Below are 12,632 nucleotides of genomic sequence, written 5' to 3'. Positions count from 1 at the left end.
GACCTCTTTGACCTTTCCCAAGCTCTAATCATGCTATAATGAGGGGAGAAATGTATCAAGGAGCGCAACATGAAGGAAAGTACGATCATCAGAAGGATGATGAAATCTGATATTGAAGAGATCTCTCAAGCCTTTATCCATCAAGGGTGGCCGGGTAGAGAGGATATCTTGACCAGCTATTTGCAGGATCAGGAGAATGGAGAGAGGGACGTATTAGTAGCTGAGTCGGATGGATTTGTGGCAGGTTATATCACTATATTGCCTGATGCCAAGCACGGTCCTTTCGTGGGAGTCTATCCTGAACTAACTGATTTTAATGTTTTTGAGCCATTTAGAAATCGAGGAATTGGGAATCAACTCCTAGAGGAGGCGGAAAAAAGAGTCGGGCTACTGTCAGAGATTGTTACTTTAGGGGTTGGTTTACACTCGGGTTATGGCCCAGCTCAAAGGCTTTATGTTAAACGGGGGTATATCCCAGATGGATCTGGAATTTGGTTTAGGGATCAGCCCTTGGCCCCTTACAGTCCATGTGAGAACAATGATGACTTAGTTCTCTATTTTTCAAAAAGGTTGAACAAGGAAATATAGTAAATCAAAAAACGGATGAAATTTTCATCCGTTTTTGTTTAGCGTCGTTGAGGTGCTGTATTGGCACTCTTGATATTGTATTTTTTCTTCAAGTAGTAGCGGAGAAGAAGAGCCCCACCACCGAGTAAGAGCATGAACCAGTTTGGTACACGCGGGTTGAGGAATTGTGGGAGCAGAGCAGTGACCATGAGAATCACCACCCAAAGAATCATCGCCAACATTAAGATAGGGAGTGACTTGGTTAGAGCCGGACGTTTCATGCCACGTTTTGAAACATCGTAGTACTGATAGAAGTAGTAATACATCAAATAGAGCACAACCCCACCAGCCAAGCTACCAAGAGTCAAGGTGAGAAGTCCATAAGTAGTTCCCTGAGGTGCAAATAAGTTCATGAAGGCTGAAATCGCAGCAAAGAGACCGAAGACGAGAAGGAAGGAATCCGTAATCATGAGAAGAGGAGTATCATTTTCTTTTGGATGCTCTTTTTCATAGCGTTCCTGATTGCTAAATGCATTGGCCCAAGCAGTTGGCGCACCAAAGAGAGTTCGCGCCGTTACTCCTTTTGGTTGGTTTTCAAAGATAGCTGGAAGAATCTCTTCAATCAGGCTGGTAGCCTCTTCTTCTGTTTTGCCATTTTCAATTAATTGGTGTTTAGCGATACGAACGAATTCTTGGTTTTTCTTACTTAATTGGGTCAAATCAAATTGAGACATACATACTCCTTAGTTATATTTGTAGGTGTTAGAACCATTTTTTATGGATGAGGTAGACGACGAGGGAGCCGGTCATGGCGAAGGCGATAAAGATAATGAGCCAAAAGGCATTAGGTTCCCCGTTGAGCGGAAGATCATTGTTCTTGAAGTTCATCCCGTAGGCTGAGAAAATCATGGTTGGGATGGACATGACGATGGTCACCATGGCCAAGGTCTTCATGATGTTATTCTGGTTGTTAGAGATGATCGATGCGAAGGTATCGGTCATGGAGTGGAGGATGTTTCCATAAATATCCGCCATCTCGATGGCCTGTTGGGTCTCGATCAAGGTATCTTCCAACAGATCCTCATCTTCCAGGTATTTCTTGATGTTACTAGTAGCGCTGGTCAATTTCTTGATCACGCGCTCATTGGTTTTCAGTGAGGCCTTGAAGTAGACAATGGTCTTTTCCAGCTCCATCAACTCAATCAGCTCTTCATTACGCGTTGATTTGTGCAGTTGACTTTCAATCTGCTCGCTTTTACGATCCAAAGTACGAAGCGCAGTCAAATAAAGTTCAGCATTGCGATAAAGGATCTGGAAGATGAAGCGGGACCGCATAAAGGTATAGAAATTTCGTAAGCGACGATTGATAAAGGTGTCTAGGAGAGGCAACTCTTCCAAGCAAGTGGTGATGATGGCCTCTTCTGTTAGGATAATTCCTAAAGGAATGGTGACGTAGTAGGTCTGATTGTTCCGCTCTTCCTTGATGGGAACGTCTACGATGATCAAGGTATACTCATCTTCGATGGTCATACGAGACATTTCTTCCGCATCGAGTGGTGCCCGTAAGTCAGCAATATCGATGTTAAAAGCAGAGGCGATTTCCATCGATTCACTTTGGGAAGGGTTGACAAGGTTGATCCAGCTACCGGGTTCCAGTGTCTCTATTTCTTTAAATTCAGTCGTTGTTGATAAAAAGACCTGTTTCATGGTGCCTCCCCTTGTTTTTTTACACCTTAACATTATAACAGAAAAAGCACGCTTTTGGATAAAAGAATGCTGAAAAATTTGATATAATGAAGGATAAATAAATTGATGAAAAGTGGAAGAAATGCTCGATAAAATTGTCATTCATGGAGCGCGTGCTCATAATTTAAAAAATATTGATGTTGAAATCCCTCGAGACAAGCTGGTTGTGGTCACTGGTTTATCGGGTTCTGGGAAATCGAGCTTAGCCTTTGACACTCTCTATGCAGAAGGACAAAGACGTTACGTAGAGAGTTTATCAGCCTATGCTCGCCAGTTTTTAGGAAATATGGAAAAACCTGATGTGGACTCGATTGATGGCTTAAGCCCCGCCATTTCCATTGACCAAAAAACAACCAGCAAAAATCCGCGGTCAACGGTTGGTACGACAACGGAAATCAACGATTACTTACGTCTTTTATATGCTCGTGTGGGGACTCCCTACTGTATCAATGGCCATGGGGCGATCACCGCTTCTTCGGTCGAGCAGATTGTAGACCAAGTTTTGGAACTGCCAGATCGCCAACGCCTGCAAATCTTAGCTCCCATTGTTCGCAAGAAAAAAGGCCAGCATAAGAATATCATCGAAAAGGTTCAAAAAGATGGCTATGTCCGGGTGCGTGTGGATGGTGAGATCTTTGATGTGACAGAGATCCCAGAGTTGTCAAAAAGCCAGCAGCACACCATCGAGGTTGTCGTAGACCGGATTGTCATCAAAGACGGCATTCGTTCTCGTCTCTTTGACTCTGTAGAAGCAGCTCTCCGGATCGCAGATGGCTACGTGGTCATTGATACTATGGACGACAATGAACTGCTCTTTTCAGAGCATTATGCTTGCCCGGTATGTGGCTTTACCGTCCCTGAATTGGAACCCCGCCTCTTTTCATTTAATGCCCCCTTTGGCTCTTGTCCAGATTGTGATGGACTAGGGATCAAGCTAGAAGTGGACTTGGATTTGGTTGTTCCAGATTCTAGCAAGACTCTCCGTGAAGGAGCGCTTGCACCATGGAACCCGATTTCCTCTAATTACTATCCTCAGATGTTGGAACAGGCTATGATCCAGTTTGGGATTGATATGGACAAGCCCTTTGAAGACTTATCTCCAGAAGACCGCCACTTAATTTTTTATGGGTCTGATGGCAAGGAGTTCCATTTCCATTATGAGAATGAATTTGGTGGGGTTCGCGATATTGACATTCCTTTTGAAGGAGTCGTCACCAACATCAATCGCCGCTACCACGAAACTTCTAGTGACTTCACCCGCAATCAGATGTTGTCCTACATGAATGAATTGACTTGTGCCACCTGCCATGGTTATCGCTTGAATGACCAGGCCTTGTCTGTCCGAGTAGGAGGAGAGAAGGGGCTACATATCGGGCAAATCTCTGACTTGTCCATTGAGGACCATCTGAAGGTGATAGCTGATCTCCAATTAACCAAGAATGAAGAGACCATTGCTCGTCCGATTCTCAAAGAAGTCAAGGATCGCTTGAGCTTCTTGAACAATGTTGGCTTGAGTTATCTGACCCTTTCTCGCTCGGCCGGGACTCTATCTGGGGGGGAGAGTCAGCGGATTCGCTTGGCAACTCAGATTGGTTCCAATCTCTCAGGAGTCCTCTATATCCTAGATGAGCCGTCAATCGGTCTCCATCAAAGGGACAATGACCGCTTGATTGCTAGTCTTAAGAAGATGCGTGATTTGGGAAATACCTTGATCGTCGTCGAACACGATGAGGATACCATGAGAGAAGCTGATTATCTGATCGACGTCGGTCCAGGAGCCGGAGTCTTTGGAGGCGAGATTGTTGCGGCTGGAACGCCTAAGCAGGTAGCCCGCAATAGCAAATCCATCACTGGTCAGTATCTTTCTGGTAAACGGGCCATTCCAGTACCAACTGAACGGCGGGTAGGCAACGGACGCTTTATCGAGCTGACAGGTGCCGCTGAAAATAACTTAAAAGAGGTGACAGCACGCTTCCCGCTTGGCAAGTTCATTGCTGTAACTGGCGTTTCTGGCTCAGGGAAGTCAACCTTAGTCAACAGTATTTTGAAAAAGGTTCTGGCTCAAAAATTGAATCGCAATTCGGAGAAACCAGGGAAATACAAAACCATTTCAGGTGTCGAGCACATTGATCGACTGATCGATATCGATCAAAGTCCGATTGGGCGCACTCCACGCTCAAATCCAGCTACCTATACAGGAGTATTTGACGATATTCGCGATCTCTTTGCCCAAACCAATGAAGCCAAGATTAGAGGCTACAAAAAAGGCCGCTTTAGTTTCAATGTCAAAGGGGGCCGGTGTGAGGCTTGCTCGGGAGATGGTATTATCAAGATTGAGATGCATTTCCTACCGGATGTCTATGTCCCGTGTGAAGTCTGCCATGGGCGCCGCTACAACAGTGAAACCCTGGAAGTTCACTATAAAGAAAAGAATATCTCCCAGGTTTTGGACATGACCGTCAATGATGCAGTCGATTTCTTTAAACACATTCCAAAGATCAATCGCAAATTACAAACCATCAAGGATGTCGGCTTGGGCTATGTGACCCTGGGACAGCCGGCAACGACACTTTCCGGAGGAGAAGCCCAGCGGATGAAGTTGGCTTCCGAGCTTCATAAGCGCTCAACTGGTAAGTCCTTCTATATTTTGGATGAGCCGACAACAGGTCTTCATACAGAGGATATCTCTCGTTTGCTCAAGGTCTTGGAACGCTTTGTAGATGATGGCAATACCGTTTTGGTCATTGAGCACAACTTGGATGTGATTAAGACAGCGGACCATATCATCGACTTAGGACCAGAAGGTGGTGTCGGTGGTGGTACCATTATTGCAACAGGGACACCAGAAGAAGTAGCCAGCAACCCAGCTAGCTTTACAGGACAGTATTTGAAAGGGAAATTACAATGAACCAACGAATTACAAATCTACGAACTAAAATGAAGGCACAGGATCTAAAAGCTGTCCTCATTAACAACTTGAAAAATGTTTACTATTTGACAGGTTTCTGGGGATCAAATGGGACTGTTTTGGTAACAGAAGAGCGCGTGGTCCTCTTTACGGATTCTCGCTATACCATTCATGCCCATGCGACTTGTTTCCCCTTTGTTGAGATTGTTGAGACCCGCAATGAATTGGAAGAAGCAGCAAAAATTGTCAAAGATGCAGCTATCCATGAACTTGGCTTTGAGGATGAGATCACAGTTGCCTATCAGACCCGTCTGGCAACGGCTTTCTCAGGAGTCTCTCTAAGGGCCTTGTCTGATTTTGTGATGGAATTTCGTTTGATTAAAGATGAGACAGAAGTGGCAACCATCCGCAAGGCCTGCAGTATTTCAGATCAAGCCTTCCTAGATGTGCTTGAATTTATCAAGGTTGGTCAAACAACAGAGTTAGAAGCTGCGACCTTCCTGGATTTCAGAATGCGAGAATTGGGAGCTTCAGGTGTATCCTTTGATATCATCTCTGCTGCGGGAGAACGCTCTGCTATGCCCCATGCGACTCCTAGTGATCGCATTATCTCTGCTGGGGATGCCTTGACCTTGGACTTTGGCTGTCTTTACAACCATTACGTGAGTGATATGACCCGGACCATTTATGTAGGTCATGTCAGCGATAAGGAAAGAGAAATTTACGAAACGGTCTTGAAAGCCAACCAAGCTCTCATTGCTGAAGCGAAGGATGGACTAGGTTTCCGTGATTTTGATAAAATTCCTCGAGACATTATTGAGGCTGCAGGATACGGTCAGTACTTTACTCATGGAATTGGACATGGAATTGGTTTGGATATCCATGAAGAACCCTACTTCAACCAAGCATCAAAAGAAGTTATCAAGGCGGGGATGGTTTTGACAGATGAGCCAGGAATCTACATTGAAGGTCTATCAGGTGTCCGGATTGAAGATGATCTTTTGATTACGGAAAGCGGCTGTGAAGTCTTGACCCTTGCACCAAAAGAGTTGATTGTGATCTAAGGAAATTTGCAGAGACAGATTTGAGAAATCTGAGCATTTGTGATAGAATAAAGAGTAATATATTTTTTAAAAAGAGGTATGAAAACATGATTGAAGCAAGTAAGTTGAAAGCTGGTATGACTTTTGAAACAGCTGATGGAAAATTGATCCGCGTTTTGGAAGCTAGCCACCACAAACCAGGTAAAGGAAATACTATCATGCGTATGAAATTGCGTGATGTTCGTACTGGTTCAACTTTTGATACAAGCTACCGTCCAGAAGAAAAATTTGAGCAAGCTATTATTGAAACAGTACCAGCTCAATATTTGTATAAAATGGATGACACAGCTTACTTCATGAATACTGAAACATACGACCAATATGAAATTCCTGTTGCCAATGTTGAGAACGAGTTGCTTTACATCCTTGAAAACTCAGAAGTGAAAATCCAATTCTATGGAAACGAAGTGATTGGGGTGACTGTTCCTACAACTGTTGAATTGACAGTTGCTGAAACTCAACCATCTATTAAAGGTGCTACAGTTACAGGTTCTGGTAAACCAGCTACAATGGAAACAGGTCTTGTGGTTAACGTTCCAGACTTCATCGAAGCAGGACAAAAATTGATTATCAATACAGCTGAAGGAACTTACGTTTCTCGTGCCTAATCAGCTCTAAAATAGGTCTGATAGAAAGGAACTTCTATGGCAACTGAACAATACGGCGAAATCGTCATTGCACCTCGTGTGCTAGAAAAAATTATTGCGATTGCGACTGCAAAAGTAGATGGTGTTCATTCTCTTGAAAACAAGAGTGTATCGGATAGCCTTTCAAAACGTGCTCTTGGTCGTGGGGTTTACCTTCGTACACAAGAAGATGGTCAAATCTCTGTTGATATTTACCTCTATCTAGAGTATGGTGTGGCAGTCCCTAAAGTAGCGGTTGCAATCCAAAGAGCAGTTAAAACAGCTGTCTACAATATGGCGGATGTCACATTGGATGATGTCAACATCCATGTAGTTGGAATCGTGACTGAAAAAGCAGCGAAACCTGATTTGAAAGATTTGTTTAATGAGGATTTCCTCAATGACTGATATTTTATTTGAATCACGTCGTGATCTACGGGAGCGTGCCTTTCAAGCTCTGATGAGTTTAGAGTATGAAGGGGATGTTGTAGAAGCGTGTCGATTTGCTTTTACTCATGACAAAGAGGAAACAGACCAGGAAGTGGAAATTCCAGCTTTTCTCCTCAATTTGGTATCGGGTGTTCGTCAATCAAAGGATGAATTGGATCAACAGATTGCCCAACACTTGAAAACTGGCTGGACCGTAGAACGCTTGACTCTAGTGGAGAAAAACATTCTTCGCTTGGGTGTGTTTGAAATGACTTCCTTTGATACACCTCAATTGGTTGCGGTGAATGAAGCAATTGAATTAGCAAAAACTTTTTCAGATGAGAAATCTGCTCGGTTTGTGAATGGTGTCTTAAGCCAATTTGTGACGGAAGCAGAATAAAAAAGAAGCTACCTAAAAGGTGGCTTCTTTTTTGTGATTAATTTCTTACTCATTTACACACTTTTGCCGGGTAAAACACTAACAGGGAGAAAATAGCCTGTAGTCTTTACCTCTTTCCCTTCGATTTTCTGTAGAAGAAGATCGACCGTCAGGTGAGCAATCTCTTGTAAAGGTTGCTTGATGGTGGTTAGACGGGGGAAAAATTTTTCAATAAAGTAGGTCCCGTCGTAGCCAATGACTTTGAGGTCTTCTGGAATTGAAATGCCGAGTTCATCAGCAATTTTCATCACCAAAATCGCCGTTAGATCGTCAGATGCAAAGATAGCATCAGGTTTTTGCTGGGTCAAGATAGACTTGATTTCCATTTCTTTGCGAATGGGGGAATAATCACTAGAAACATTAATGATTTGTGCTCCTGGCAGTACCGAAGCAAACCCTGCATGGCGAAGACCTGTTGGGGAATTGGAGTTATCATTCCCCGTAATCATGATAATCTTCTTTGCGCCTGTCTTGGCAAGGGTTTCCGCAGCAAGGACGCCACCGGCGTAGTTATCTGAGGAGACGACAGGGATCTCAGGTGATAGGTTTCGGTCAAAAGCGATGATAGGAGCTGTAACTCGGTTATAATCTTCAATTCCCAGATTATGACTACCAGAAATAATACCATCTACTTGATTGGCTTCTAGCATTTCAATGTATTCACGTTCTTTTTCAGAATCATGCTCGCTATTACAAATAATGGTTTTATACCCATGTTTGAACAGTTCTTCTTCCAATTTATCGATTAATTCTGCATAGAAGACATGACTGATTTTTGGGAAGATTAAGCCGATTAATTTGGCTGATTTTCCTTGTAGGCTCCGAGCGATTGTATTAGGCTTGTAGCCCAACTCCCTCATGGCCTCTTTGACTTTTGAGATAGTTTTTTCAGATAAATAGCCCTTTTTATTGATGACTCGTGAAACTGTCGTAGGGCTGACGCCAGCTAATTTGGCGACATCAGTGAGCTTTGCGACCATAGTCTAGTTCGTAGTATGTTCCAGTAGGTGTTCCAGATTTAATCAAAATACCAGTTTGATTAGCATGCGGGAAGACGCGACCAGAGAATACTTTTTCTCCTTTGTTGATAAAAATTTCAAAAATAGAATGATCGACGAAAATAGTAGCAGTTGTAGCTTGGTTTTCGATCGGGCAAGTACGAGTAGTCCCAAACTCTTGGGCATATTGTTCACCAGCTTGGCTACGATCGACAATGACTTGACCATTTGCAATATCGAAAGTAATAGAAAGACCTTTTCCTTCTTTATCTGCTAGGAGAACAATCTCACTTTTGCTATTCGCTTCAAAGGCTAATTCTAACTCGTAACAATTGTTGGTAACCTCTTTGTTACGAAACTCGGATGAAGAGGAGCGGAGCTCTTTTATAGCTTCAACTGGATATTGATAAAGTTTACCGTCCTTAATACTTAGCTCTTTGACCAAAGAGAAAGCTCCTTGGTGGTCATAACGATCAGATGGGTAAGCGACATCTGGTAGACCTAACCAGCTAACAGTTAAGGCTCTTCCATCAGGAGCATTGAAGCCTTGAGTTGCATAGGCTTCGAAGCCATAGTCTAAGTTTTGCAATTCAGATACATCAACTAAACGAGCCTGTTCAGGATCAAAAGAAGCCCCAATCTTATACATATTTGGGTAGATATTGTCGTAATCGAGGACCGCTTTGTCCAAACCTTGAGGGCAATAAAGAAGGATAGGTTGCTCGCCGACGAAGACCAAGTTAGGACATTCCATCATATAAGCTGTACGATCATTGTTGAAATCAAGATCTCCTACTTCAACCCAGTTGGTATAATCGTTATTCACTGCTTTGTAAAGACGAACGAATCCTTTTTTCTCAAGGTCTTGACCACCGACAATGGCGTAGTATTGGCCTTTGAAATTAAAAATCTGTGGGTCACGGAAGTGATCAGTAGAATCAGCAGGTTGATCAATCAAGATTTTGTTGATTTTTTCAATCTTTCCTTCTTTGTCCATCAAAGCCCCGATTTGGTAGGGATGGCGGATCCAGTTCTCATCTCGTACATTTCCTGTATAGAATAAGAAAAGTTTGTCATCGAATTGCATAGCTGATCCAGAATAGGCTCCATGGCTATCTAAAGGTGTGTCTGGAAAGACCTTCACTCCGGTTTCGTTAAAATGGACTAAATCGTCACTTTCGAGTTGTACCCAAGACTTCAATCCATGTGCGGCTCCAAACGGAAAGTTTTGGTAAAAGAGGATCCATTTGCCGTCAAAATAAGAGAAACCATTTGGATCATTTAAGAGACCAGATGTTGGTTCAACATGGTAGTGAGTATGCCAAGGGGATTTGGCCATATTTTCTTTAATTTGTTTCTTTTCTTCTTCGGTCCAGTCTTCATACCGTTTGTACCGAAGTTCGGTTGTCCATTCCATTTGACTCCTCCAAAATTTTTCTTACTTCCATAGTACCGATTTCTAAAAAAAAAAGCAAGAATTTGGCCAAATAATTGAGAAAAAATGTCAAACGTTTATCATAAAATATCGAAGTCAAGCCTAGTTTTGATTTATGAAAATAAATGAAAGTATGAAAGTTTTTGAAAATTCAAAAACAAGATAGAGGTTTTTATATAGAGCATACGGGCTTTTTAGTGAATGAAAATAAGAAATCCATCTTTCAAACAATCAAAAATCGCAAATAAACACCAAAAACATTCTGCAAAACGGTTGACATATTCTTAATACGTGGTACAATTAAGAGCGTAGAGATGGTTTAACCGTTTTCAAAACAATAAAAAATAAGGAGATTTTTGCAAATGTCAAATACAGAAATTGCAAAAAAAGTCATCGATGCAATCGGTGGAGTTGAGAACGTTAGCAGTGTTGCTCACTGTGCGACTCGTCTTCGCGTGATGGTTAAAGATGAATCAAAAATCAACAAAGATGTTGTTGAGAACATTGAAAAAGTACAGGGAGCTTTCTTTAACTCAGGTCAATACCAAATCATCTTTGGTACTGGTACTGTAAATAAGATCTACGATGAAGTAGTAGCTCTAGGCTTGCCAACTTCTTCAAAAGATGAAATGAAAGCTGAAGCAGCGAAACAAGGAAATTGGTTCCAACGCGCAATCCGTACCTTCGGAGATGTTTTTGTCCCAATTTTGCCAGCAATCGTTGCAACTGGTTTGTTTATGGGAATTCGTGGTGCTATTGCTCAAGATCAAGTGCTGGCTTTGTTTGGTACTACAGCAGACGCATTTAAATCTACAGATTTCTATACCTATTCAACAATTTTGACAGATACTGCGTTTGCTTTCTTCCCAGCCTTGATTTCATGGTCTGCGTTCCGAGTGTTTGGAGGAAATCCTGTTCTTGGAATTGTAATTGGTTTGATGATGGTTAGTCCGACACTTCCTAATGCGTGGGTTGTAGCGGAAGATCCTTCTAAAGCAGCAACATTCTTTGGTATCTTCCATCATGTAGTTGGATTCCAGAACTCAGTTCTTCCCGCTTTCTTCGTTGGTCTAATTGGTGCAAAACTTGAAAAATGGCTCCATAAGAAAATTCCAGATGTCTTAGATTTGTTATTGGTTCCATTATTTACATTAACAATCATGTCATTCCTCGCTTTGTTTATTATTGGACCATTCTTCCACAGCATCGAGGAACATGTACTGAATGCAACTAAGTTTATTTTAAATTTACCATTCGGCCTTGCAGGTCTTCTTATCGGTGGGGTTCATCAGTTGATTGTCGTTACTGGTGTCCATCATATTTTTAACCTTCTTGAATCGCAATTAATTACTTCGGATAAAAAAGATCCATTTAATGCAATTATTACAGCTGCTATGACTGCACAAGCTGGTGCGACTTTAGCGGTGGCAGTGAAATCAAAATCTCAAAAAGTGAAAGCTTTAGCATTTCCTGCAACTATTTCTGCCTTATTAGGTATTACTGAGCCTGCAATCTTTGGTGTGAACTTGCGTTATGTGAAACCATTCGTTATTGCTTTGGGAGCAGGTGCTGTAGGTGGTTGGATTGCATCTATGTTAAACCTTGCTGGTACAGGATTTGGTATTACAATTATTCCAGGAACACTTCTCTATCTAAACGGTCAATTATTGAAATATGTATTTATGGTTGTATTTACAACTGCACTAAGTTTTGGTTTGACATATATGTTCGGTTACGAAGATGAAGCTTCATCAGTTCCTGCAGAAGACGAAGAAGCTGGTGCAATTATTGAAGAAGAAACAACTGGAACTGTTCCAGCATCTCTTCAAGATGAAACCATCATCTCTCCAATCATTGGTCAAGCGGTTGCTTTAGAAAACGTAAATGACCCTGTATTCTCAAGTGGTGCTATGGGACAAGGGATTGCCATCAAACCAACTGAAGGTGTTGTATACGCTCCGGCGGATGCTGAAGTAACCATTGCTTTTGCAACTGGACATGCTTTTGGCTTGAAGACAGCCAATGGTGCTGAAGTTTTGATCCACGTTGGGATTGATACAGTTTCAATGAACGGTGAAGGATTTGATCAGAAAGTTGCTCAAGGTGACAAGGTCAAAGCTGGCGATGTTCTTGGAACATTTGATTCTGCTAAAATTGCAGCAGCTGGTCTTGATGATACAACAATGGTCATCGTCACAAACACAGCTGATTATGCTTCAGTAACTCCAGTAGCTAATGGTGCAGTTGCTAAAGGCGATGCGATTATTGAAGTAAAAGCATAATCTAAAATAGGATTACTCAAGGACTGGTTAGGGCTTCCTCCAGTCCTTGAATTTTGTTTGGAGGTGAGGCTTGGAATAAAAAAGCCGCTCACCTAATGT

Annotated in this window: 11 protein-coding genes; 7 read left to right on the top strand and 4 right to left on the bottom strand. The window is 42.2% G+C overall.

Translation table 11 applies throughout. From position 1 onward, the window contains the following. Nucleotides 1-69 precede the first annotated feature (69 nt). Nucleotides 70-588: a GNAT family N-acetyltransferase gene (locus tag DW738_RS05935; protein WP_123160582.1), complete on the top strand. Its 519-nt coding sequence runs from the start codon at nt 70-72 to the stop codon at nt 586-588. A gap of 38 nt (nt 589-626) precedes the next feature. Here the strand turns inward: DW738_RS05935 and DW738_RS05930 are convergent, their stop codons facing one another. Together DW738_RS05930 and DW738_RS05925 are read right to left on the bottom strand one after the other, a co-directional pair. Beyond that, on the bottom strand, nt 627-1,301 hold the full coding sequence (locus tag DW738_RS05930) for a DUF1129 family protein (RefSeq protein WP_123160581.1): 675 nt from the start codon (nt 1,299-1,301) through the stop codon (nt 627-629). A 28-nt stretch (nt 1,302-1,329) separates the two neighbouring features. Beyond that, on the bottom strand, nt 1,330-2,274 hold the full coding sequence (locus DW738_RS05925; protein ID WP_006597173.1) for a magnesium transporter CorA family protein: 945 nt from the start codon (nt 2,272-2,274) through the stop codon (nt 1,330-1,332). A 121-nt stretch (nt 2,275-2,395) separates the two neighbouring features. Here DW738_RS05925 and uvrA point away from each other — a divergent pair, with 121 nt between their 5' ends. From uvrA to nusB, 5 genes are all read left to right on the top strand, one after another. After that, the gene (gene uvrA, locus DW738_RS05920) at nt 2,396-5,221 is read left to right on the top strand and encodes an excinuclease ABC subunit UvrA (RefSeq protein ID WP_117744638.1); all 2,826 of its coding nucleotides are present in this window, start codon (nt 2,396-2,398) and stop codon (nt 5,219-5,221) included. Next, entirely contained in the window at nt 5,218-6,285 is a 1,068-nt protein-coding gene (locus tag DW738_RS05915; RefSeq protein WP_117744637.1) for a Xaa-Pro peptidase family protein, read from the top strand. Before uvrA ends, DW738_RS05915 begins: the two co-directional genes overlap by 4 nt. A gap of 86 nt (nt 6,286-6,371) precedes the next feature. Then, nucleotides 6,372-6,932 carry an elongation factor P gene (gene efp / locus DW738_RS05910; protein WP_023024254.1) on the top strand — a complete coding sequence of 187 codons (561 nt, stop codon included), beginning with the start codon at nt 6,372-6,374 and terminating at the stop codon, nt 6,930-6,932. 36 nt (nt 6,933-6,968) lie between these two features. Next, nucleotides 6,969-7,358: an Asp23/Gls24 family envelope stress response protein gene (locus DW738_RS05905; protein ID WP_123160580.1), complete on the top strand. Its 390-nt coding sequence runs from the start codon at nt 6,969-6,971 to the stop codon at nt 7,356-7,358. After that, nucleotides 7,351-7,779, top strand: coding sequence for a transcription antitermination factor NusB (nusB, locus tag DW738_RS05900; protein ID WP_023024252.1), 429 nt, complete (start codon nt 7,351-7,353; stop codon nt 7,777-7,779). Before DW738_RS05905 ends, nusB begins: the two co-directional genes overlap by 8 nt. 53 nt (nt 7,780-7,832) lie before the next feature. Here nusB and DW738_RS05895 read toward each other — a convergent pair whose 3' ends face one another. After that, nucleotides 7,833-8,798 (bottom strand): LacI family DNA-binding transcriptional regulator, encoded by a 966-nt coding sequence (locus DW738_RS05895; protein WP_023024250.1) that lies wholly within the window; start codon nt 8,796-8,798, stop codon nt 7,833-7,835. Continuing rightward, nucleotides 8,779-10,233: a sucrose-6-phosphate hydrolase gene (locus DW738_RS05890; protein WP_023024248.1), complete on the bottom strand. Its 1,455-nt coding sequence runs from the start codon at nt 10,231-10,233 to the stop codon at nt 8,779-8,781. The genes DW738_RS05895 and DW738_RS05890 overlap by 20 nt, the downstream gene beginning before the upstream one ends. A gap of 380 nt (nt 10,234-10,613) precedes the next feature. On the opposite strand from DW738_RS05890, the gene DW738_RS05885 reads away from it, so the two are divergent. Continuing rightward, nucleotides 10,614-12,533, top strand: a complete 1,920-nt coding sequence (locus tag DW738_RS05885; RefSeq protein ID WP_123159523.1) for a sucrose-specific PTS transporter subunit IIBC — start codon at nt 10,614-10,616, stop codon at nt 12,531-12,533. The last annotated feature ends 99 nt before the right edge of the window (nt 12,534-12,632 follow it).

Origin of the sequence: Streptococcus sp. AM28-20, assembly GCF_003603595.1 — a bacterium.
Taxonomy (GTDB): Bacteria; Bacillota; Bacilli; order Lactobacillales; family Streptococcaceae; genus Streptococcus; species Streptococcus ilei.
This window is presented reverse-complemented; position numbering and strand designations above follow the sequence as displayed.

Bases quoted from the DNA above. Each gene is read 5' to 3' on its own strand.
- DW738_RS05935 (WP_123160582.1), top strand. From the start codon at position 70: ATGAAGGAAAGTACGATCATCAGAAGGATGATGAAATCTGATATTGAA.
- DW738_RS05930 (WP_123160581.1), bottom strand. From the start codon at position 1,301: ATGTCTCAATTTGATTTGACCCAATTAAGTAAGAAAAACCAAGAATTC.
- DW738_RS05925 (WP_006597173.1), bottom strand. From the start codon at position 2,274: ATGAAACAGGTCTTTTTATCAACAACGACTGAATTTAAAGAAATAGAG.
- uvrA (WP_117744638.1), top strand. From the start codon at position 2,396: ATGCTCGATAAAATTGTCATTCATGGAGCGCGTGCTCATAATTTAAAA.
- DW738_RS05915 (WP_117744637.1), top strand. From the start codon at position 5,218: ATGAACCAACGAATTACAAATCTACGAACTAAAATGAAGGCACAGGAT.
- efp (WP_023024254.1), top strand. From the start codon at position 6,372: ATGATTGAAGCAAGTAAGTTGAAAGCTGGTATGACTTTTGAAACAGCT.
- DW738_RS05905 (WP_123160580.1), top strand. From the start codon at position 6,969: ATGGCAACTGAACAATACGGCGAAATCGTCATTGCACCTCGTGTGCTA.
- nusB (WP_023024252.1), top strand. From the start codon at position 7,351: ATGACTGATATTTTATTTGAATCACGTCGTGATCTACGGGAGCGTGCC.
- DW738_RS05895 (WP_023024250.1), bottom strand. From the start codon at position 8,798: ATGGTCGCAAAGCTCACTGATGTCGCCAAATTAGCTGGCGTCAGCCCT.
- DW738_RS05890 (WP_023024248.1), bottom strand. From the start codon at position 10,233: ATGGAATGGACAACCGAACTTCGGTACAAACGGTATGAAGACTGGACC.
- DW738_RS05885 (WP_123159523.1), top strand. From the start codon at position 10,614: ATGTCAAATACAGAAATTGCAAAAAAAGTCATCGATGCAATCGGTGGA.